At 63.8% G+C, this 22,886-nt stretch carries 17 protein-coding genes; 13 read left to right on the top strand and 4 right to left on the bottom strand.

Going from position 1 to position 22,886, the window contains the following annotated elements:
• Nucleotides 1-9 precede the first annotated feature (9 nt).
• Complete coding sequence (locus HMPREF3170_RS10940) at nt 10-963, bottom strand: iron-siderophore ABC transporter substrate-binding protein (protein ID WP_246814977.1); 954 nt, start codon at nt 961-963, stop codon at nt 10-12.
• A gap of 99 nt (nt 964-1,062) precedes the next feature.
• On the bottom strand, nt 1,063-1,617 hold the full coding sequence (locus HMPREF3170_RS11610) for a CBS domain-containing protein (protein WP_240492774.1): 555 nt from the start codon (nt 1,615-1,617) through the stop codon (nt 1,063-1,065).
• 262 nt (nt 1,618-1,879) lie between these two features.
• On the opposite strand from HMPREF3170_RS11610, the gene HMPREF3170_RS10930 reads away from it, so the two are divergent.
• Both HMPREF3170_RS10930 and HMPREF3170_RS10925 read left to right on the top strand, forming a co-directional pair.
• Nucleotides 1,880-3,100: an ATP-binding protein gene (locus HMPREF3170_RS10930; protein ID WP_070479670.1), complete on the top strand. Its 1,221-nt coding sequence runs from the start codon at nt 1,880-1,882 to the stop codon at nt 3,098-3,100.
• A 102-nt stretch (nt 3,101-3,202) separates the two neighbouring features.
• Nucleotides 3,203-3,595: a hypothetical protein gene (locus HMPREF3170_RS10925; protein ID WP_141742289.1), complete on the top strand. Its 393-nt coding sequence runs from the start codon at nt 3,203-3,205 to the stop codon at nt 3,593-3,595.
• On the opposite strand, the gene HMPREF3170_RS11780 is transcribed toward HMPREF3170_RS10925, so the two are convergent.
• Entirely contained in the window at nt 3,592-3,732 is a 141-nt protein-coding gene (locus HMPREF3170_RS11780; protein WP_168156157.1) for a hypothetical protein, read from the bottom strand. The genes HMPREF3170_RS10925 and HMPREF3170_RS11780 overlap by 4 nt on opposite strands.
• A 21-nt stretch (nt 3,733-3,753) precedes the next feature.
• Nucleotides 3,754-4,269: a VanZ family protein gene (locus tag HMPREF3170_RS10920; RefSeq protein ID WP_070479666.1), complete on the bottom strand. Its 516-nt coding sequence runs from the start codon at nt 4,267-4,269 to the stop codon at nt 3,754-3,756.
• Nucleotides 4,270-4,703: 434 nt separating this feature from the next.
• Between HMPREF3170_RS10920 and HMPREF3170_RS10915 the strand changes: the two genes are divergently transcribed.
• The 11 genes from HMPREF3170_RS10915 (at nt 4,704) to HMPREF3170_RS10865 (ending at nt 22,810) form a co-directional block, all read left to right on the top strand.
• Nucleotides 4,704-6,653, top strand: coding sequence for a glycosyltransferase (locus tag HMPREF3170_RS10915; protein WP_256365846.1), 1,950 nt, complete (start codon nt 4,704-4,706; stop codon nt 6,651-6,653).
• Nucleotides 6,640-7,143, top strand: a complete 504-nt coding sequence (locus HMPREF3170_RS10910) for a phosphatase PAP2 family protein (protein ID WP_070479664.1) — start codon at nt 6,640-6,642, stop codon at nt 7,141-7,143. The genes HMPREF3170_RS10915 and HMPREF3170_RS10910 overlap by 14 nt, the downstream gene beginning before the upstream one ends.
• Nucleotides 7,140-8,126, top strand: a complete 987-nt coding sequence (locus HMPREF3170_RS10905) for a decaprenyl-phosphate phosphoribosyltransferase (RefSeq protein WP_070479662.1) — start codon at nt 7,140-7,142, stop codon at nt 8,124-8,126. The genes HMPREF3170_RS10910 and HMPREF3170_RS10905 overlap by 4 nt, the downstream gene beginning before the upstream one ends.
• A gap of 13 nt (nt 8,127-8,139) precedes the next feature.
• Nucleotides 8,140-9,948 (top strand): arabinofuranosyltransferase AftB family protein, encoded by a 1,809-nt coding sequence (locus HMPREF3170_RS10900; RefSeq protein ID WP_070479660.1) that lies wholly within the window; start codon nt 8,140-8,142, stop codon nt 9,946-9,948.
• Between the two features lie 27 nt (nt 9,949-9,975).
• Complete coding sequence (locus HMPREF3170_RS10895; protein ID WP_070361775.1) at nt 9,976-10,977, top strand: alpha/beta hydrolase; 1,002 nt, start codon at nt 9,976-9,978, stop codon at nt 10,975-10,977.
• A 370-nt stretch (nt 10,978-11,347) separates the two neighbouring features.
• Entirely contained in the window at nt 11,348-13,291 is a 1,944-nt protein-coding gene (locus HMPREF3170_RS10890) for an alpha/beta hydrolase-fold protein (RefSeq protein WP_070479658.1), read from the top strand.
• 9 nt (nt 13,292-13,300) lie between these two features.
• On the top strand, nt 13,301-13,768 hold the full coding sequence (locus HMPREF3170_RS10885; RefSeq protein ID WP_070479656.1) for a DUF732 domain-containing protein: 468 nt from the start codon (nt 13,301-13,303) through the stop codon (nt 13,766-13,768).
• A 9-nt stretch (nt 13,769-13,777) separates the two neighbouring features.
• A complete protein-coding gene (locus tag HMPREF3170_RS10880; RefSeq protein ID WP_070479655.1) occupies nt 13,778-14,707 on the top strand; it encodes a cutinase family protein in 930 nt (309 codons plus the stop codon).
• 39 nt (nt 14,708-14,746) lie between these two features.
• Entirely contained in the window at nt 14,747-16,540 is a 1,794-nt protein-coding gene (locus HMPREF3170_RS10875) for a FadD32-like long-chain-fatty-acid--AMP ligase (protein WP_070479653.1), read from the top strand.
• Nucleotides 16,541-16,578: 38 nt separating this feature from the next.
• Nucleotides 16,579-21,276, top strand: coding sequence for a type I polyketide synthase (locus HMPREF3170_RS10870; RefSeq protein WP_070479651.1), 4,698 nt, complete (start codon nt 16,579-16,581; stop codon nt 21,274-21,276).
• Nucleotides 21,266-22,810, top strand: a complete 1,545-nt coding sequence (locus HMPREF3170_RS10865) for an acyl-CoA carboxylase subunit beta (protein ID WP_070479649.1) — start codon at nt 21,266-21,268, stop codon at nt 22,808-22,810. The genes HMPREF3170_RS10870 and HMPREF3170_RS10865 overlap by 11 nt, the downstream gene beginning before the upstream one ends.
• Nucleotides 22,811-22,886: the final 76 nt, after the last annotated feature.

The raw sequence follows: 22,886 nt of genomic DNA, 5'->3' as shown, positions 1-22,886 counted from the left end.
GCACCACTTCTAGAGCGACTTTTTGATTTGCTCGATTGCGTACGGGATGGTGAGGGGGTTCGGCATGCTCATTGCATTGGCGGTATCGGTGTCTAGCCAGTAGACCCCGCCACGCTTGTTGACATCAAGGTCCATGAAATTCTCGTCGTTCTTCAGCGCATCGATTGCGCCGTAGTAGTCCAGCACGAAGAGGTAGTCCACGTCGTTGAAGTCGACGTAGTTTTCAGGCGACCAGTCGAGGAAGAAGCTGGAGCCATCGCCGTTGAACTTCTCTGGGATCTTGAAACCAAGCTTTTCAATGAAGGAGCCGCGGCCGTCGCCCGAGGTGTATACGCCAAACTTTCCGTCGTAAGGCATGCCGATTACCGCTGTTTTGCCTTGCAACTCAGGGTGAGCTTCGCGGAAATCTTGGAAAGCCTGCTCGGAATCGGCGATGAGTTTTTCGCCTTCGGCTTCCTTATTCAACGCCTTGGAGATTTCCTTAATCTGCTCATCCCACGGCACTTGCCAATCTTCGTATGCATCCGAGTGGAAGGTAGTTGGCGCAATTTGCTCGAGCAGCGCCTTCTTGTCAGCTTCGAGACCACTGTTCACCGCAATGATCTTTGTCGGGTTGAGCGAGGCAACTCTTTCGGCAGTGTCGGTGCTGAACTCGGTGGTCGTATCCCGGATCGGGTTTGGGTCGACTGTGAGTTTGTCCTTGGCCCATGGTCCAAGTCCGGAAGGGTCTCCCGAACCTTCCTGTTGCCAGGTGGCGTAACCGACCGGTTGTTCACCGAGCGCAAGGACCGTATCGACGTCGCCGAGACCCATTGTCACAATGCGCTCCTCTGACCCGTTGGCATTGGAGGTTTCGGGAGCGGTTGTCGAATCGCTTGATCCGGTGGAGCAGCTGGCAAGCATGAGCGCCGCAGTGAACGTGGCTGCGATCCCCTTCAGGGCGCGAGGGGTAAAGAGTGTCAAGGTTGCACCTTTCGTAGGTGGTTAAAGAATTTCGCGTTAGGTCTCCCTGACCCAACGTGACCACTCTAAGGTATGCCTTGCCTAATGGGCAATCCTTGTCTAGGCGCTCGGGACCGGGTCGACGAACGTCGATACGAGGTAGCGGTTGATGTCGGAGCGGTTGATGATGCCCACGACGGTGCCGTCATCCGCCACAACCAGCGCCTTCTTTAGGTGTTTATCGGCGAGGACGGAGGAGATGTGCCCGAGGTCGTTGTTGACGTTGACCGTGATGACGGACTTGGTCGCGATGGAGACGATTGGCCGGTCGAGGACTACGGCGACGTCGGTACCGAACTCCGTCGAGTCGTTGTGCGCGAGCAGCGCATACGGTGTGGTGAGCGCCTGGACGGAGTCGCCGATGACGTCGAGCACGTCGCCGTCGGAGACGAAACCCGCGGTGGGCGTCATGACGGCCGCGCCCAGCATGTATGCCGTGGCGAGCCACTGGACAGTCGAGACGCCAATGTTGAAGTCGGCCATGATGTTGGTGAAGCCGACGTTGAGGAACGTTTCATTAAACGTAGCGATAAACGCAGCAAGCGCCGCCGCAAACATAATGGACAGCGGCCGATTTTCTGCAGCCTGAGCTGCCGAGGATGGAGACGTAGCCATGAAGCCTCTCTCAGTCGAGCGGATAGGAATGGCTTCGGTGGCGTTAGCAGATTTACGCGCGGCTATCCCGGCAGCGGGGCCGCACAACGTGTCTCGTATTCCAGGCGGGGGCAAGGCTGTAGCAGATTTTCGGTTTTGGTAGGAGTGGATTTCAAAGTGGCGAGTAAAACCATTCCAAACTGCCGAGTAAAAGTATTTCAAAATGACGAGTGAAACCATTTCAAAGTGTGGAATAGGCAGTTCATGGCTATGATTTATCCTCATGGTGGATTCGTATATTGCCCGCATTGCGGACGCTCAATTAGAGGCAGCGCTTCGGCGGCAAGGTGGGGTGCTCATCCAGGGACCAAAAGGCTGCGGGAAAACAGAGACGGCAAGCCGACAAGCGGGAAGCATTTTGAATGTTGAAACCGATCCCAGCGTCCCACTGGCGATGGCTACCGATCCGCGATGGCTGCTCGATGGGGAGGCACCTCGCCTTGTCGACGAGTGGCAACTGCATCCTCGCCTGTGGGATTTTGCACGACACGAAATTGATCGGCGCAAAGCGAAAGGGCAGTTCATTTTCACAGGCTCGACAGCGCCTGGGGTGAACGCGACTCGCCACTCCGGGGCAGGTAGATTTGCGCGATTGACGATGTCGACCATGACGCTATTTGAATCCGGCGAATCGGATGGCTCGGTGTCTTTGCGGGATGTCGTTGCTGGTAAGTCTCCTGCTTTTGCAACTCCGCCACTCGCATTTGCGGATTTAGCGAATCGGATGTGTCGTGGTGGCCTGCCCTACAATATGGATCTTTCTTTGGAAGATGCCATTCAAAACGTCCGCGACTACATGCAAACAGTCGCGGACGTAGACATTCACACGGTTGGGGATGTGACTCGTGACTCGGAACGGGTTCGTAGAGTTTTGCGCTCTATTGCAAGAGCCGTGGGGACAGAGCTTGGCCTACAGATGATTGCAACCGACGTCGAAGTGAGTCGCGATACGGCGCGTGACTACCTTGACGCGCTTTCTCGGATTTTCGTCTCCGTGGATCAGCCAGCCTGGTCGACTCACCTGAGGTCAAAAGCAACGTTGCGAAAGTCTCCCAAGCGTCACCTCGCTGACCCTTCGTTCGCCATGGCTGTGCTTGAGCGAGGCCCACATCATCTGATGCAGGATCCCCGCTATTTTGGGCAACTGTTTGAGTCGCTCGTTGTGCACGAACTACGCGCGTTGACTGGCAAGACGGTGTACCACGCAAGGCTGAATACCAAGCTCGAAGTGGATGCTGTAGTCAGCTTTGACGATGTTGATCTACTCGTCGAAGTGAAGCTTGGCTATACGCCAGAGATTCTTGACCACGCCGCAGATACGCTTAAACGGTTTGCGGATCAGCTTGAACGGGAAACAGTTTTGCTCATCGTGACCTCAGGGGGTCCGGTCCACAGGCGTGCGGACGGTGTGATTGTTGCGCCGATTGGGGCGTTGGGTCCGTAGCGAAGGGGGTGACGTGCTGTTCCGCGGGTGGTGGTCACTGAAAAAGTTGGGCGGGGAACTTTTTCAAAAGGATAGGAGGGGAAACCTCTGTACCATGTGCACATGGAACCTCGAAGCATTCTCCGGACCTACGCGACGGCGATGGTTGTGTGTCTTGCGCTGGCGATCGGTACGCAGATCCTGCTCGGTAGCTCCGTGGAATTCATGACTATGACCATGGTGTGCGGCATCGTGGAGGCATCGACGGCGCTGCTTGCGCTGGGCGGTGCGGTCTGGTTCACGCAAGCTGCGTGGGGGCGCGGCTACAGAAGGGCAGTTGTGACGGTGTGGTTAGCCGCGGTGTGCCTGGTGGTCGGGTGGGGGTCGATGGCGGTGGCGCGGTGGGAAGAGTATCGGGCGGAGATGTCCCTGCCGATCATCAACCTCTTTATGTTCCTCATTCCCATCGGCCTGGTGGTGTTGTTGAGCGCGGTCCAGCTGGTGCGGAGGCGCTAGCGCTGCGCACCTTTAATAAGGAACACCACTCCCACGATCGCGCAGGCGGCCGCGATGATAGCGCCTGTCGAGCCTGAGATGAACATGACAGCAAACGCTGAGAGCAAAATTCCTGCCCCGCCAATCAAGAAATCCATAGGTTGCAAGGCTAGTGCATGTCAGTAGACTTCGGTGACCTTGGAGGGGTCGCCGAGGCGCTCGCCGACGAACACGAGGCCGAGGAAGCACAGTGGCACGACGTAGCCGAGCACGATCCAGAAGGTGTGCAGGCGCGGGCCGCATGCGCGCGCGATGCCGACGCCCACCAGGGTGCCCACGGTGTTCATGAGGAGGTCGTCGATATCTGAATAGCCGAGCGAGAAGATGTATTGTCCCGTTTCGACGGCCAGGCTCAGCCCGAACCCGAACAGCACGGCCCAGCGGGCGTCGCGGAAGGCAACGTATGCGAGCACGCCGACGGGGATGAAGAAGGCGATGTTGCCGCCGTAGCCGAAGAGGGGCGCGAACCAGGATTGGGCGTCGTGAAGCTCGGCGAGGGGTTGCAGTGAGAGGCCGCGGCGGCGTTGGTTGGCTGGGTCCCAGAGGTAGCCGATGCGGAAGAACGCTTTACACATTGTTAACGCAATGACGACGCAGCAGTAGGCGGCGAGTGCTCCGAGGGCTTTGCGGTTCATGGTTGCAAACTAGCACAGTTTCACACCAGTCACAGGGGTAACGGTGGGGGCGTCGAAAAGTCACTCTGAACTGCGTAAACGGAAAAGCGAGATAGTGGGTGAAAATAAATGCTTGACTTTCACCCACTAATTCTTTAAAGTAAACAGCAAGTTAACAAACGGTCAACAAAGTAAATGAAACCGAAGGGAGAGTGTCATGAAGTTCCTCAAATACTTGCTCACGTACGATACGCGCACGATCCTTGAGGCGATCGACCGCGCATCGAACTAACAACTAACACAGAGCGAACGCGAACTGGCGGGCACCGACGAGGGGGTTGGTGCCCGCCAGATTTTTATGTGCACCCACATATGAGAGCGCCGAACATGCACCGGCGCCCGCGAACGCACTACGCTTAGGGCGAAACTCTAATTAGGCACCGAAAGTGAGACCTGTGGAAACCACGACTGCAGTAGAAGTCCTTCAGCGAGTGCTGATGCCGAAGAAGGGCGAACCGCACGACGTCCGCATGCTGTACCTCATCGAGGCAGAGCAGAACAAGCAGCGCTTGACGTGGGCGGACCGGACGAGCGTATCCATCCCCGCCGGGGAGGAAGTTTCCTTCGAGACGTACTTCAATGCGTTCCCGGCATCCTATTGGCGGCGCTGGTCGCAGCTGGAAAACGTTGTGCTGGCGATGGAGGTTGAGGGGCAGGCGACTGTCTCCATTTACCGCTCGAAGCACGACGGCAAGCGCATCGCTGTGCAAAACGCTGAGGCCAGCGACGGCGTGCTGGAGGTAGTGCTGCCGCTGCGTAACTTCGAGGACGGCGGCTGGCTGTGGTTCGACGTCACGGCGGAAACGGACACGACGATCCGCAACGCGGGTTGGTTCTCCGACAAGGAGCCGGAAGCACAGACGATGCCGGACGGCAGCAAAACCGGCCCGGAGCCGAAGCAGGTCGCGGTGGGCATCCCGACGTTCAATAGGCCTCGCGACGCCGTCAACGCCCTGCACGCGCTGGCAGAGGACCCGTTCGTGCTCGAATCCATCTCCGATGTGCTGATGCCCGACCAGGGCGACCAGCACCCGTCGGACCTGCCGGACTTCAAGGAAGCGGAGAAGAACCTGCAGGGTAAGCTGCAGATCTTCCGCCAGGGCAACCTGGGCGGCTCGGGCGGCTACGGCCGCATCATGTACGAGGCGCTGCGCACCACGGACGCCCCATACATCCTCTACATGGACGACGACATCGCGATCGAGCCGGATTCGATCCTGCGCGCGGTGCAGGCCGCCCGCTACGCGAAGGCCCCGATCCTGGTCGGCGGCCAGATGCTGAACCTGCAGGACCGGTCGCAGCTGCGGACGACGGGAGAGGCCGTCGATAAGGATGTGTTCATGTTCCGCGCCGCGGAGCACGCGGTGTACGACCACGACTTTGCCAAGTACCCGCTGGGCTACCTCGGCACTGAGGAAGAAGAGCTGGACCCTCGCAAGACGACGTCGCGTGCCCTGCACCGCCGCGTCGATGTGGACTACAACGGCTGGTGGATGAACCTCTTCCCACGCGTCGTCGCGGAGAAGCTCGGCCTTCCGATGCCACTGTTCATCAAGTGGGACGACAACGAGTACGCCCTGCGCGCCAAGCAAGCCGGCTTCCCGACGGTCACCTGGCCGGGCGTCGCCATCTGGCACATGGCCTGGGCCGATAAGGACGACGCCATCGACTGGCAGGCCTACTTCCACATGCGTAACCGCCTCATCGTCGCCTCCCTGTACGGCCCGGATTCCCCGGACGCGATGCTGAAGAACATGCTGAAGTCCACCTACAAGCACATCATGTGTATGGAATACTCCACCATGGCCATCCAGCTGGAAGCCATGAAGGACTTCCTCGCCGGCCCGGACCAGCTCTTCGACATCCTTGAGACCTCACTGCCGCGCATCCAGAAGATCCGCGCCAACTACGACGACGCCAAGGTCGTCTCCTCCGCAACGGAGCTGCCAGCGCCGACGGGCGCGCCGGGCGTACCCACCAAGAACATCGGCGGGCGCCTGGCCAAGCTGAAGAAGATCCCGTGGGCGGTCAAGGCGCTGCGCCACCAGTTCACCCAGGAGAACCAGGAGCACTGGGAGGCGCCGCAGCTGAACCTCACCGCGGAGGAGGCCCGCTGGTTCACGCTGGCCCGCCTCGACTCGGCGACGGTGGCCACGGCAGGTGGCACGGGTGTGGCGTTCCGCAAGCGCAACAAGGCGCTTGCGGACGACCTGCTGCGCGAAACCAAGGCGCTACAGGAAGAAATCAAGGAGCGCTGGCAGGAGCTACGCCAGCAGTACGAAGCCGCGAAACCGGCGCTGACCAGCGCTGAGAACTGGGGGAAGGTGTTCGATGAGCAAGCGTGAGGCTGATATCCTCGTCGCGATCCAGAACGCGGCGTACACCCCGGCAGCCGTCAAGGCGGCCAGGGGCCTGAGCCACTTCGGCGAGCACGACCTTGGCTGGTTGGCCGTCGCGGGGCTCGGGGCGGGCGTCGATAAGAAGAGGCGCTCGAAGTGGCTGGCGCTGGGCGTGGGCACTTTCGTGGCGCACGCGGCGAGCGTCGTCATCAAGCGGATTGTGCGGCGCCCAAGGCCGCATGACCCCCGCGTGAACATTGGCGTGGCCACCCCCTCCAAGCTCTCGTTCCCGAGCTCGCATGCGACGAACACGGGCGCGGCCGCGGTGCACCTGATGGACATCACGGGCAAGAAGTGGCCGCTGCTGCTCGTGCCCGTGATGATGTTCTCCCGCAACCTCCTTGGCGTCCACTACCCGACGGATACTATTGTCGGTGCTTTGCTCGGCGCCGGGTGCGCCAAAGCGACGATCAAGGTGGAAAGGCAGCTGAAGTGAGCAACACGCAACCGCACGAACCCTTTTTGAAGCCGGAGCCCCACACCGAGGGCGTGGACTACCAGCAGGTACGCGTCCCGCCGAAGAACCTTCCCGACGCCATGGTGAAGGGCCTTCGCCCGAAGCAGTGGGTGAAGAACGTCCTGGTGCTGGCGGCTCCACTGGCCGCTGGGACGGAGGCCTGGACGTCCCGCACCGCGCTGGACGTGCTGCTGGCGTTCGTGGTGTTCTGCTTCGGCGCCTCCTCGATCTACCTTGTCAACGATGCCCGCGACGTGGAGAGCGACCGCGAGCACCCGACGAAGCGCTTCCGCCCGATCGCCTCGGGCATGCTGCCGATCAACCTGGCCTACGCGATGGCGGTGGTGCTCATCGTCGCAGCGCTTGGCCTCTCCTTCTTAGCGACGGACGGCTTCGCCCTCGCCCTCGTGATTGGCATCTATATTGCGCTGCAGCTCGGCTACTGCTTCGGCTGGAAGCACATCCCGGTCATTGACATCGCGCTGGTGTCCTCCGGGTTCATGCTGCGCACGATGGCCGGTGGCGTGGCGGCGAACATTGACCTGTCGCAGTGGTTCCTGCTGGTCGCGGCGTTCGGTTCGCTGTTCATGGCGTCGGGCAAGCGCTACGCGGAGCTGCTGCTGGCGCAGGAGACGGGCGCGAAGATCCGCAAGGCCCTGGAGGGCTACACGGCCACCTACCTGCGCTTCGTGTGGACCCTGTCCGCGACCGCCGTCGTGATGAGCTACGCCCTGTGGGGCTTCCAGCTTTCCAACTCGGTCGAGGGCGCGGCCGCGGTCTGGTACCAGATTTCGATGGTGCCGTTTGTGATCGCGATCCTGCGCTACGCCGCGAAGGTTGACGGTGGTCACGGCGGCGCGCCGGACGAGATTGCCCTGGAAGACCGGGTGCTGCAGATGCTGGCCGCGGCCTGGATACTGTGCATTGTGCTGGCAGTTTACGTGGTGCCAGTGCTGGCTTAGTAACATTGGCGCAATGAAGATCAACGCCCGGGTGACGCTGCTGCTGTCGTGCGCCATTGCGGGCGTGTTCGCATTTTGGGGCGGGTGGACCAGGCGCTGGATGTCTGACGACGGCCTCATCGTCCTGCGCACCGTGCGCAACCTGCTGGCCGGCAATGGCCCAGTCTTCAACGCAGGCGAGCGCGTGGAGGCGAACACCTCCACGCTGTGGCAGTACTTGATCACCGCCTTCGCGATGGTCAGCGACGCCCGCCTGGAAACCATCGCGATGTGGCTCGCGCTGCTGTGCACCGTCGTCGCGGCGGTGCTGGCCACCTACGCTGCGGGCAGGTTCTGGCGCACCGCGCCGGTGGTGCCGCTGGGCATCTTGGTCTACTTCGCCCTGCCGCCCGCGCGCGACTTCGCCACCTCCGGGCTGGAGTGGGGCCTGTCCCTGCTGTGGCTGGCGGCGTGGTGGGCGCTACTCGTCCAGTGGGCGGGCGGCACCGCGCGCCGCGCCGCCCCCGTGGTCGGCTACTGGCTGGCCTTCTGGTGCGGGCTGTCCTGGCTGGTCCGCCCCGAGCTGGCGCTCTACGGCGGACTGACCGGCCTGGTCCTGTTGGTGTACTCGCCGCGCAAGACGCTCGGCATCCTGGCGGCCGCGCTGCCCGTGCCCGCCGCCTACCAGATCTTCCGCATGGGCTACTACGGGCTGCTCACCCCGCACACCGCGGTGGCCAAGTCCGCCTCCGGCAGCGAGTGGGCCGAAGGTGCCACATACGCCTGGGACTTCATCGGGCCCTACGCGCTGTACCTGCCGCTCCTGCTGGTCATCGCGGTACTCCTTATTTCTTTACGACGCCTCCTCGTCACCGGACGCCGCGCCGCCATCGTGGCGCTCGTCGTGGGGTGCGCGCTGATCCACATCCTGTACGTGCTGCGCGTCGGCGGCGACTTCATGCACGGACGCATGTGGCTGCTGCCGCTCTTCGCGCTGCTGCTGCCGGTGATGGCCGCCCCACTGACGCGCCTCAACGTGGTGGTTGCGCTGGTGTTGGTGGTGTGGGCGTCGATAATTGTGGTGCGTGCCCACCCGCTCGACGAGGACATCCACAGCAGGACGGCGAAAGAGCTCGGCATCGTTGACGAGCGCGAGTTCTGGACGATGGCCGTCAACCGCGAACCAGACAACCCGCCGCGCTACGCCGAAGACTTCCTGGGCTCGAAACTCATGATGAACTACACAGACGCTGTCATCGAGGCCCGCGACGCTGGTGCTGCGCAGATCGCACCGGGGCTTATCAGCCGCGACCCGGAGCTCTACTCCTGGTACCCGCGCCCCCGCGTCCCCGAGGCTGACAGTGACCTGCAGGCCTACCCGTTGTCGCTTTACCTGATCAACCTCGGGATGACCAGCATGAACGCGCCTCTCGACGTGCGCGTCCTCGACACCGTCGGACTCGCCACACCGCTCGCGGCCCGCATGCCGCGCGATCCCGAAGGGCGCGTCGGGCACGACAAGCAGCTCGCCGCCGAATGGCAAGTTGCGGACACGGCCGTCGACCTCTCAAAGCTGCCTGAGTGGATCGACCAGGACGAAGCACGCCAAGCCCGCGCCGCACTCCGTAGCCCCGAAATAGCCGAGCTGCTCGCCACCTCCCGCGAGCCAATGAGCCGCGAACGCTTCTGGAAGAACATCAAATACTCGCTGGGTAACGGCCGAACCCTCCAGCTTTCCGACGACCCCTCCACCTACCTCAGCTACCTCACAGACGACGAACAGGCACGGCTCAGCCAAGGCGAGGATTTGGGTATCCATAGCGGTACCCGTGTAGTTTGGTAGCAAACTGCTGAGAAAGGGAAACGCTGTATGAAGAACCGCCACGGACTCATGGGCCTAGTGGTAGCGCTCCTGACCGCGCTGTCGATGATCGTCGCCGCCCCCCAAGCACAAGCCGCTAACCGTGACTGGCTGCGCCCCGACTCCACCGGAACCTGCGAGTGGGACCGCGTCGGCTACTGGGTACAACGCTGCACCGTCTGGTCGCCAGCAATGGGCCGCCACATCACCGTCCAGATCCAGCCCGCTCAGCGCGGCGGAAACGCCGGCCTCTACATGCTCGACGGCCTCCGCGCCACCGAACGCACCAACGCCTGGGTCCAAGACGTCAACGCAGCACGCACCTTCGTCAACCACAACATCACCCTCGTGATGCCTGTCGGCGGCCAGTCCTCCTTCTACACCGACTGGAACGCGCCAGCCACCTACAACTTCAACAGCCCCGTCACCTACAAGTGGGACACCTTCCTGTCCAAGGAGCTGCCCGCATACCTGCAGCGCCACTTCGGCGTATCCCCGACGAACAACTCCATCCTCGGCCTGTCCATGGGCGGCACCGCCGCGATCAACCTCGCCGCGCTGCACCCGCAGCAGTTCCGCCAGGTGCTGTCCTACTCCGGCTACCTCACCACCACCATCCCCGGCGCCCAAACCGCGCTGCGCCTCGCACTTCTCGACGGCGGCCTCTACAACCTCAACGCCATGTGGGGCTCCATCTTTGATCCCCGCCGCTACGAGAACGACCCATTCCTGAACATGGGTAACCTGCGGGGCCGCGACGTCTACGTCTCCGCCGGAAGCGGCACTCCATCCGCACGCGACGACCGCTACTTGCCACAGCACAAGGCCGCCGGCATCGCGCTGGAGATGGTCGCGAACTTCACCACACGCCTGTGGAGCGCCAAGGCCACGGCCACCGGCGTCAAGCACACCGCCGTGTTCACGCCTGTTGGCCTGCACAACTGGGAACAGTTCGGCCAGCAGCTTGAGTACACGAAGCCGCGCATCCTCAACGTGATGAACGCCTGGTAGTTTTTGGCTCTTGCCCCCGTCAGCCTCGCCTGGCGGGGTTCTTTTTGTCTGCGCTGAGGGCGCGAGTGCCACAGGACGCAATTCGCAAACTGGTACTTTTCGTATTTGCAGTTCAAAAAAGGGCTAGTCGAAAACGATTGTGTCTTTTGGCACCGATATCCACCCAACGCCAAATAACTCGGTGGCGCTCCGGCGTGTCTGGTGGCTAAACTCTCAAGGCATACTTAACCTTTAGAGTGATTTGTTAGCGCCGTCGCTGGTTGATTCCGGGGGAGGGGAACCCTCGGAGTTGGTCGTAGAGCACGCGGCGCTGGTTGTGCACACCCAAAAAATGGCAAAAGCCCAGAAGAAGAGTTGAGGCAGGAAATTCATGCGTGAGACCCGTTCCCCTATGAATCGGATGAAGAAGGCTGCGATTGTTGCGGCAGCGGTGCCGATGGTGGCGTCGTTAGTTCCGGTGTTGTCGACGTCGGCTGCGGCGCAGTCGTCGTTGCCGCTGTCGAGTAACCGTGGTGGGCTGTCGGATAATATTCGGCCGTCGGACCCGCCGAAGCGGACGCCGATTGAGGTTGATAAGAACCCGCAGATCCCGGGCCTGCCTGAGGGCGTGAGCGTGGACCGCATTGAGTGGTTGACGAACCGCCGCGTGGCTGTGTTTATTCGTTCGGCGGCGATGCCGGAGCAGCTGATGCAGGTGCAGATCCTGCTGGCGCGTGACTGGCACTCGAATCCGCAGGCGAAGTTCCCTGAGGTGTGGGCGCTGGATGGTCTGCGTGCTCGTGATGATGAGAATGGCTGGACCATCGAGACGAATATTGAGCAGTTCTACGCTGACAAGAACGTGAACGTGATCCTGCCGGTTGGTGGCGAGTCTTCGTTCTACTCGGATTGGCAGCGCCCGAACAACGGGAAGAATTACAAGTGGGAGACCTTCTTGACGAAGGAGCTCGTCCCGGTGCTGAACAACGAGTTCCGCTCGAACAACAGCCGCGCTGTGGTGGGCATCTCGATGGGTGGTACCGCCGCGATTAACCTGGCGGAGCGTAACCCGCACCTGTTCAAGTTCGTGGGTTCCTTCTCTGGCTACTTGGACACCACGACCACAGGTATGCCGACGGCGATTAAGGCCGCGCAGATGGATGCGGGCGGCTACGACTCGGAGGCGATGTGGGGCCCGGCTGGGTCGCAGGACTGGATTGACCACGACCCGAAGCTTGGCATTGAGGCGTTGAAGGACATGACGGTGTACGTGTCCTCGGGCTCGGGCCGCGATGACTTTGGTAACCCGGAGTCGGTGGCGAAGGGCGCTGCGAACCCGGCTGGTGTCGGGCTTGAGGTGATTTCTCGCTTGTCGACGCAGACCTTCGTCGATTACGCGTCGCGGACGCCGGTGAAGCCGGTTGTGAAGTTCCGTCCGTCGGGCGTGCACTCCTGGGAGTACTGGCAGTTTGAGATGACGCAGGCCTGGCCGTACATCGCGAATGCGTTGGCGTTGGCGGAGGCGGACCGCGGTTCGGACTGCAACCCGGTGGGCGCGATTGCTGAGGCGACGAAGTCTGGTGTGATCGGTAGCTGCGTGAATAACGAGTACGACGTCGCTGACGGCAAGGGCAAGGCCGAGGACTTCCGTGGTGGTACCGCGTTCTGGTCCCCGAAGACGGGTGCGTACCCGCTGTTCGGCGCGATTTTGGCGAAGTACAGCGGCCTGGGTGGCGCGTCGAGCTGGCTCGGTTTCCCGACCACCGGTGAGACTAAGACGCCGGACGGCGTCGGCCGCTTCGTCCACTTCGAGAACGGTTCGATTTACTGGACGCCGCAGACTGGCGCCTACGCTATCCCTGGCGACATGTTCAAGGCCTGGGGCGAGAACGGCTACGAGACGGGCGACCTGAAGTACCCGGTTGCTGAGGCGAACCAGGTGGGCAAGGGCTACGTGCAGAAGTTCCAGGGCGGGTTCCTGACCCGCAACCCGGATAAGAGCCACAACATTGTCCACGGCGCGATCGCCGAGAAGTACGGCGAGCTGGGCACGGCGACGAGCGCGCTGGGCTACCCGAAGAGCAACGAGATCGCGATCCGCGGAGGGTTCTTCCAGCAGTTCGAGAAGGGCAACATCTACTGGTCGCCAGAGACCGGCGCACACGTGGTGCTCTATGGCGACATCTTCGAGGAGTGGGGCAAGCGCGGCTACGAGCAGGGCGCGATGGGCTGGCCGACCTCGGACATGCGCGAAATCCCTGCCGGTGGACTGGTGATTGACTTCCAGCACGGAACGCTGGAGCAGGTCAACGGCGTGGTCCGCGAGCGGAAGTAAGGAGCGGCGATGAAGCGACTGCTGACGAGCGCAAGCCTCTGCCTCGCGTTGGGCTTGGCGGCCTGCGGTGGCACGACGGTGGAAAGCGATGACGTAACGGCGACGCAGGCCCCGCCGACGGCAACGTCGTCGGCGTCTGGCACTGCGAAGGCGACGACGTCGGAGGGAGCGAAGCCGGCGTCGAAAAACCAGGGCCCGGCGGATCAGCCGGCGCGCGAGGTGACCTCGATTCCGGAGCAGGCGCCGACGTTTAGCCCGAAAGAGCAGGCGTTCCTTGACCAGCTGCAGCAAAGCGGCGTGAATGTGAAGGGCGTCGAGGATCAGTTGACGGCGACGGGCGCGACGGTGTGCAATGGTGACTCCGTGACGCGCGATGCGGTTGCGGGGCAGCTGGTAGAGCAGCGCCGCACCGATTTGGATGCGAATGCCGTGGCGGCGCTGATTGGTGAAACCGCGCAGTCCAAGCTGTGCAAGTAAGGGAGTAATATGCGCAGAGCAGGCGTTGTAGCTGCGGTCATTGTGGTGCTCGCGGCGATTGGGCTGGGGGTATTCCAGTGGCTCAAGAACCAGGACGGGCCGAGTGTCGTTGAGCCGGGTGAGCCGGGCACGTCGACGGAGGCTCGCCAGGAGCCGGATTGGTGCCCGACGGTGGAGTTCGTTTCGATTCCGGGCACGTGGGAATCGTCAATTGACGACGACCCCTTCGCCCCGCAGGCGAACCCGAACAGCTTCATGCTGTCGATTACGAAGCCGCTGCAGGAGCGCTACCCGATTGACCAGGTGCGCGTGTTCACGGTGCCGTACACGGCGCAGTTCCGGAACATCCAGACTCCGCAGGGCCGCAACGAGATGAGCTACGACGAGTCCCGCGCTGAGGGCACGGCGCGCGCGAACGGTGAGATTGCGTTTGTGGCGGAGCAGTGTCCGTCGACGAAGTTCATTGTGGCAGGGTTCTCGCAGGGCGCGGTGATTGCGGGCGATATTACGAGCCAGATTGGCGCGGGGACGCACGCGTTGCCGCCGGAGCGCCTGCTGGGCTCGTTGATGATTGCGGACGGGCGCCGCGAGAACGGCGTCGGCGTGAATCCTGGTGTTGAGCTGCGTGGCGTTGGAGCTGAGATTGCGCTGCGCCCGCTGCAGATGGTTGTCAGCGCGGCGACGCCGGGCGCGACGATGACCGGTGCGCGGCAGGGTGGCTTCGGCCAGGTGGCTGACCGTGCGTACGAGATTTGTGCGCCGAATGATTCCATCTGTGACGCGCCGCAGGATATCGGAAATGCTGTGGACCGCGCGAGTGCGTTGTTGCTGGCCAACGGCAATCACGCAATGTATGCCACGAACCCGGATGTGATTCCGGGTACCACTACGCCGCAATGGGCTGTAGATTGGGCAATGTCCGTAATTGATTCTTTCTAGAAACTAACTAATTCTAGGACCTGACTACAAGGAGTGCCCATGGATCTCCAAGTACTGATTCAGCGGTTTATTGACGAAACCGGCCAGATCAAACTCCCGCCGAACTTCACCATCCCGGCCCTGACCGAGATGCTCTACGGGGCGGCGGCACAAGCCGGTGCGACAGACACCATCAATATCCGCTCGTGGGACTACTCCGCAGACCCGGACGGGGCGCTGCGCACGTTCACGCGCGCGGAAGTAAACACACGGATCAAGTCGGTGGCGGCGCGCCTGCAGCAGATCGGAAAGCCGGGGGACCGCGTGGCCATCCTGGCGGACAACTGCCCCGAGTACATCTTCGGATTCATGGGTGCCATGTACGCTGGTCAGATCCCGGTGCCGCTCTACGACCCGACCGAGCCAGGCCACGAAGGCCACCTGCGCGCCGTCCTCGCCGACGCCGAGGCCAACGTGGTGCTCACCAACAAGCAGGGCGCGCCAGCAGTGCGCGCTTTCTTCGCGGAGCTGCCGGGCAAGGAACGCCCGCGCATCATCGCGGTCGACGCGCTGCCGGACACGCTCGCTGCCGGCTGGGTGGCCGGACAGGTGGAGGGGGACGTCGATACGTCGGACAATGTGTCCTTCCTGCAGTACACCTCCGGCTCCACCCGCAACCCGGCAGGCGTGATGCTCACCAACGAGTCCATCGTGTCTAACGTCATCCAGATCTATACGGCGGCGAAGCTGGAACAGCCGATGCGCGTGCCGTGCTGGCTGCCACTGCACCACGACATGGGCATCATCATCTCGATGATGCTGATCATCCTCGGCAGCGAGTTCGAGCTATTCACCCCGCGTGACTTCATCCAGCAGCCGATGCGCTGGGTGGAACGCCTCGGTCGCTGCGAGAGCGACCCGGAGGACATCCACGTCTTCACCGCGGCGCCCAACTTCGCGCTCGAGCTGTGCGCTCGTGCCGTCGGGCACGCGCCGCAGGACCTGGACCTGTCCGTCCTCGACGCCCTCGTCATCGGTTCTGAGCCGGTGACGAAGCCGAGCGTCGACAGCTTCATTGCGGCCTACGAGGGCTTCAACCTGGACCGCAAAGCGATGCGCCCCTCCTACGGGCTCGCGGAGGCGACCCTGCTCGTTTCCACCCCGCAGACCCCGGACCGCCCCAAGTTCGTCACCCTCGACCGTGACAAGCTCACCGAGGGGCTTGCGGTAGAGACAGATGGCGGCGTTGTGATGGCCTCCAACGGCCAGCCGGTGTCATGGATGCACTTCGCCGTCGTCGACCCGCAGACCCACGACGAGGTCGCGCCTGGCACCATCGGCGAGCTGTGGGCACACGGCCCGAACATCGCCCTCGGCTACCAGGACCGCGCGCGCGACACCGCCGACACCTTCGGCAACACCATCGGCGCCACGCTCCAGGAAGGCCTGCCGAAGGACGGCTGGCTGGCAACGGGGGACCTGGGCACGCTTCTCGACGGCCACCTCTACATCACCGGCCGTGTCAAGGACCTCATCGTCGTCGCAGGACGTAACCACTACCCGCAGGACATCGAGGCCACCGTCATGGAGGCCAGCGAACATGTGCGCAAGGATTCGGTGGCGGCGTTTGCGGTGCCGGGGGAGGACGTCGAAAAGCTGGTGTTGCTTGTCGAGCGCGCCGAGACTGCGACCCCGGAAGGCGACGCCGACGCCATCGCCGCGATCCGCTCCGCCGTGACCGCGAAGCACGGGCTGGCGCCGTCGGACATCCGCTTCTACGCGCCGAACGAGATCGCGCGTTCCTCCTCAGGCAAGATTGCGCGCCAGGTCAACGCGAAGAACTACCAAGGCTGATAACGAAAAGAAAGGCACGACCGATAGGGTTGGATGCTATGAGTGAGAATGCATTGATCCAGTGGCTGCAACAGTGGGTTGCGGAGACGACAGGTGTGGAAAGCGTTGACGCGACCACCCCGTTTGAGTCCTACGGGCTCTCGTCCCGCGACGCAGTGGTTCTCTCCGGGGAACTGGAGAAGCTACTGGGCCGACGCATTGACCCCACCGTGGCCTACCAGTACCCGACGATCGCTGCCTTGGCCCACGCGCTGACCGCTGACGCCCCGGCGGCGTCGAACGTCGTCGCCACCGGCCGCGACGTGGAGGCGAAGGGTCACGACATCGCCATCGTCGGCACGGCCGGGCGGTTCCCGGGCGCGAATAACGTGGACGAGTACTGGGAGCTGATCGCCGCAGGCGAGGTCACGACCGGCCCGCTGCCGGAGGGCCGCTGGTCCGAGTACAACTCGGACCCGTTCCTGCGCACCAAGATGCGTGAGGAAGCCACCGACGGCGGCTACCTCGACGACATCGCCGCCTTCGACAACGAGTTCTTCGGCCTGTCCCCGCTGGAGGCGAAGAATATCGATCCGCAGCAGCGCATCATGCTGGAGGTCGCCTGGGAGGCGCTTGAGGACGCCCACATCCCCGCCGACTCGCTGCGTGGGCAGCGCGTGGGCGTGTTCGTCGGTTCCTCGAATAACGACTACGGCATGCTCATGGGCGCTGACCCGGCGCAGGCGCACCCGTACGCGCTGACCGGCGCGTCCAGCGCGGTGATCCCGAACCGGATCTCCTACGCCTTCGACTTCCGCGGGCCGTCCATGAACGTGGACACGGCCTGCTCTTCCTCGCTGGTGTCGGTGCACCACGCGGTGCGCGCCCTTCGCGAGGGCGAAGCCGACGTCGCCCTCGCCGGCGGCGTGAACATCCTGGCCAACCCGTTTGCTTCCCTGATGTTCTCGGAGCTGGGCGTGATTTCGCCCTCCGGGAAGATCCACGCATTCTCTGATGACGCGGACGGCATCGTTCGCTCGGAAGCGGCCGGGTTCATCGTGCTCAAGCGCGTGGAGGACGCCATCGCCGACGGCGACGACATCCTCGCCGTGATCAAGGGCAGCGCCACCAATTCGGACGGCCACTCCAACGGCCTGACCGCCCCGAACCCGGAGGCCCAGGTGGATGTGCTGCAACAGGCGTACGCCGACGCGGGCGTGGACCCGCGCACCGTCGACCTCGTGGAGGCCCACGGCACCGGCACCATCCTCGGCGACCCGATTGAGGCCACCGCGCTGGGCCAGGTCTGCGGTGCCGGACGCGAGGCTGGCCAGCCGCTGCTGCTCGGCTCGGCGAAGTCGAATATCGGCCACTCGGAGTCCGCCGCGGGCGTGGCCGCGCTGATCAAGGTCGTCCAGGCCCTGCAGCACGACACGATCCCGGCCATGGCGAACTTCGCCGGCCCGAACCGCTACGTCGACTTCGACGCCAACAACCTCGAAGTCGTCGAGGACCCGCGCGAGTGGCCGCAGTACTCTGGTCGGCGCGTGGCGGGTGTCTCCGGCTTCGGCTTCGGCGGCACGAACGCGCACGTCGTGGTCAAGGAGTTCGACCCGGCCGACTACGAGGCAGCACCGCAGCGCCTCGAGGCGCTCACCGGCGTATCGACGGCCACCCTGCCCGTCAGCGGCCTTCTGACCTCGCGCCGCAAGACCGCAGCAGCCGGGCTTGCCGACGCGCTCGAGGGACGCCCCGACGCGGACCTTATTCCTTTTGCGCGGTCGTTAGCGCTGCGTAACCATGGCCGTTCCGCCGCGGTGGTTACCGCCGCAACGACCGAGGAGGCCGTCAAACGGCTGCGCCAGGTCGCCGAGGGCAAGGTCGGCCCCGGTATCGCCGTGGCGGATTCGCCGAACGCGCTCGGCCCGGTGTTTGTGTACTCCGGCTTCGGCTCCCAGCACCGCAAGATGGCGAAGCAGCTCATGGCATCCTCGCCGCTGTTTGCGCAGCGGATGCGTGAGCTGGACTCCATCGTCCAGTTCGAGGCCGGCTGGTCCATCATCGAAATCATCGAGGATGACGGGCTGACCTACGATACCGAGACCGGCCAGGTCGCGGTGACCGCCTACCAGATCGCGCTGACCGACATGCTGGACGCCGCCGGGATCCGCCCGGCCGCCGTGATGGGCATGTCCATGGGTGAGATTGCCGCGGGCTACGCCTCCGGCGGCATCAGCGCGAAGGACGCGATGGTCATCGCGTGCCACCGCGCCCGCCTGATGGGTGAGGGCGAAGCGCTCACCGCCGACACCGACGCCGAGGGCGCCATGGCCGTCGTCGAATTGAGTGCTGATCAATTGGAGGGCACGGGCGTCGAAGCGGCCGTGTTCGCCGGGCCTGGCATGCTCACCGTCGGCGGCCCCGTTGGTGCGGTGAAGGGGCTCGTCGAGAAGCTGGAAGGCGAAGGCAAGTTCGCACGACTGATGCGCGTGCGCGGCGCCGGGCACACGAGTGCGCTCGACCCGATCCTGGGCGACCTGGCAGCGCAGATCGCCGGGATTGAGGCGCGCCCGCTGCGCGTACCGCTGCTGAGCAGCGTCGACGAGCGCGTGGTGTACCAGCCGGGCCAGATCGTGCACACCGACGAATACTTCCTGCGCATGACGCGCCAGCCGGTCTACATCCAGCAGGCCACCGAGACCGCGTTCGCCGAGGGCTACACCACGCTCGTGGAGGTCGCACCGAACCCGGTGGCGATCATGGGCCTGATGAACACCGCGTTCGCCTCGGGCAAGCCGGACGCGCAGCTGCTGTTCACTTGCAAGCGCAAGGTCGACGAGGTGGAGTCCATTTTGGACCTCGCCGCGAAGCTGTACGTCACCGGCACCGCCGTCGATTTCACCGCGTTCTACGGCCGCGGCCCGCGTATCGACGCCCCACTAACCCAGTTCAAGCGCTCCGAGTTCTGGACCGACGCGCGCCCCGCCTCCGCGCACACCTCGCTGCTCGGCGCGAAGGTGCGCCTGCCGGAGGGCCAGGTCGCGTACTCGACGGCCGCGGACACGCTGTTTAGCCCGCACCAGATTATCGACGCCGTCGCCGCCGAAGTCCTGCCCGGCTCCCGGGTGGTGGCCTACGAGGACCACGACGTACTGCCTGCAGAGGGCGACGTAACCACCATCGCGGCGACCTCGCTCGGCGGGGTGAGCGTGAAGGTGTTCCACGAGGACACGCTGCTTGCGGAGGGCTTCGCTACCGCGCTCGACCTTGGCGGTGCTGTTGAAGAGGACTCAATAGCTGAGGCTACTGGTGACGCCGCGCCGGCCGTGGAGGAGCTCGCCGACGTCGACGCCATCCGTTGGGACCCGAACTCCGGCGAGTCCGTCGCGCAGCGCCTGCGCTCCATCGTGTCCGAGTCCATGGGCTACGACGCCGAGGACCTCCCCGACGAGCTACCGCTCATCGACCTCGGCCTCGACTCCCTGATGGGCATGCGCATCAAGAACCGCGTGGAGAACGACTTCCAGATCCCGCCATTGCCAGTACAAACGCTTCGCGACGCCTCCGTCGCCGACGTCATCCGCATCGTCGAGGACGCGGTCGCCGGGGTGCAGTCTGAGACCGCTGATGCTGCCGCTGAGCCAGCCGAAGCCGCTGCCGAACCCACCGAGAAGTCGGAGGGCGCCCAGGGCGTCGGCGTCGCACCCCGCGACGCCTCCGAGCGCATGGTCTTCGGCGCGTGGGCCAAGTTCACCGGCACCGCCGCCGCGGGCGTGACCTCCGAGCTGCCCGCCATCGACGACGCGCAGGCCGAAGCCATCGCCAACCACCTGAGCGAGCGTTCCGGCATCACCGTGACCGCGGAGCAGGTCAAGGACGCGGAAACGCTCGAGCCGCTCGCCGACATCGTGCGCGAGGGCCTCGAAACCGAGGTCGAAGGCAACATCCGGGTGCTGCAGCAGCCAGAGCACACCACCAAGCCGCCAGTGTTCGTGTTCCACCCGGCCGGTGGGTCCAGTGCGGTGTACCAGCCGTTGGCTCGTCGATTAGCAGACGACGTCGCGGTGTACGGCGTCGAGCGCCTCGAGGGCACCCTCGAAGAGCGCGCCGCGGCCTACGTGGAAGACATCAACCGCATCGCGCCCGAGGGCAAGGTCGTGCTCGCGGGCTGGTCCTTCGGTGGCGCACTCGCCTACGAAGTGGCGCACCAGCTGGGCAACGACCGCATCGCGTACATCGCGCTGCTGGACACCACCCAGCCGTCCGAGCCAGCCCCCGACACCCCGGAGGAGACCAAGGCGCGTTGGGAGCGCTACGCCAAGTTTGCCAAGGACACCTACGGGCTGGACTTCCCGGTGCCCTTCGACCTGCTGGAGACGGCAGGGGAGGACGCGGTGCTCAACATGCTGGCCGAGTTCCTGGCCACCACCGACGCCTCCGAGCACGGTCTCGCCGCCGGTGTGCTGGAGCACCAGCGCGCGTCCTTCGTCGATAACCAGATCCTCAACCGCCTCGACTTCGCCCGCTGGGCAGACGTGCAGGTGCCGGTGCTGCTGTTCCGCGCCGAGCGCATGCACGACGGCGCCATTACCCTGGAGCCGGCCTACGCCCACATTGACGAGGACGGTGGCTGGGGCGCTATCGTGAAGGATTTGACGATCGTCCATCTGCCGGGCGACCATTTGGCAGTAGTTGACGAGCCCGCGGTTGGCATCGTGGGCAAGTACATGAACGAATGGATTGATAATGGCAACTAGCGCAGAAAAGCTCACTGACCTGCGTGCACGTCTAGAAAAAGCGCAGGACCCCGGTTCAGAGCGCTCGCGGAAGCGCCGCGACGACGCCGGGAACACCACCCCGCGCCAGCGCATCGCCGCGCTGCTCGACGAAGGCTCCTTCGTCGAGATCGGTGCCCTGGCCCGCACACCCGGCGACGAGAAAGCCGTCTACTCCGACGGCGTCGTCACCGGCTACGGACGTGTCGACGGCCGCCCCGTCGCCGTCTACGCCCACGACAAAACCGTCTACGGCGGTTCCGTCGGCGTCACCTTCGGCCGCAAGGTCGTCGAGGTCATGGAGTTCGCGATCAAGATCGGCTGCCCCGTCATCGGCATCCAGGACTCCGGCGGTGCCCGCATCCAAGACGCCGTGACGTCCCTGGCCATGTACTCCGAGATCGCCCGCCGCCAGCTCCCGCTATCCGGCCGCAGCCCGCAGATCTCCATCATGCTGGGCAAGTCCGCCGGCGGTGCCGTCTACGCGCCCGTGACCACCGACTTCGTCGTCGCCGTCGACGGCCAGTCCGAAATGTACGTCACCGGCCCCAACGTCATCCGCGAAGTCACCGGCGAAGACATCACCTCCGCCGAACTCGGTGGCGCCCGCGTGCAGGAGCAGTCCGGCAATATCCAGGCCGTCGTCGGCTCCGAGGAAGAAGCCTTCGACTACGTCCGCGACCTCCTCGCCCACCTGCCGACGTCCACCTTCGACCCAGCCCCCGTCGAATGGGCCCCCGAGGACGACGACCTCGACGACTCCGCCCTCGACACCTTCATGCCCGACGACACCAACGCCGGCTACGACATGATGGACCTCCTCGTGCAGCTCGGCGACGACGAGAACCTCGTCGAAATCCAGGCAGGATACGCCGAGAACCTCATCTGCGCCTTCGGGCGCATCGACGGCCGCACCGTCGGCTTCGTCGCCAACAACCCCATGTACCAGGCCGGGTGCATCGACGCCGACGCCGCCGACAAAGGCGCGCGCTTCATCCGCACCTGCGACGCATACAACATCCCCCTCGTCTTCGTCGTGGACACGCCCGGCTACCTGCCCGGCGTCGACCAGGAACGCGAAGGCCTCATCCACCGCGGCGCCAAACTAGCATTCGCCGTCGTCGAAGCCACCGTGCCAAAGGTCACCCTCATCGTGCGCAAAGCATACGGCGGGGCCTACGCCGTCATGGGTTCCAAGAACCTCACCGGCGACATCAACCTCGCCTGGCCGACCGCGCAAATCGCCGTCATGGGCTCCTCCGCCGCCGTTGTCATGATCCAAGGCAAGCAGCTCGCCGCCATCGAGGACCCCGCCCAGCGCGAAGCGATGAAGAAGATGTTCATGGACTTCTACGACGAAACCATGACCTCCCCATACGTCGCCGCCGAACGCGGGTTCATCGACTCGATGATCGAGCCGTCCCAAACCCGCCTCTCTTTACGACGCGCCCTTCGCCAACTTGCCACCAAACAAGAGCAAGACCTGCCGAAGAAGCACACCATCAGTCCCCTCTAAAACACATAAGGAGAAGAATTTCATGCTTTCCTCAGCACTCGACATCGCCGGAGACATCATCAACCACCTCGTGTGG

The organism is Corynebacterium sp. HMSC08D02, assembly GCF_001807505.1.
In the GTDB taxonomy this organism is placed as follows: domain Bacteria; phylum Actinomycetota; class Actinomycetes; order Mycobacteriales; family Mycobacteriaceae; genus Corynebacterium; species Corynebacterium pseudogenitalium.
This window is presented reverse-complemented; position numbering and strand designations above follow the sequence as displayed.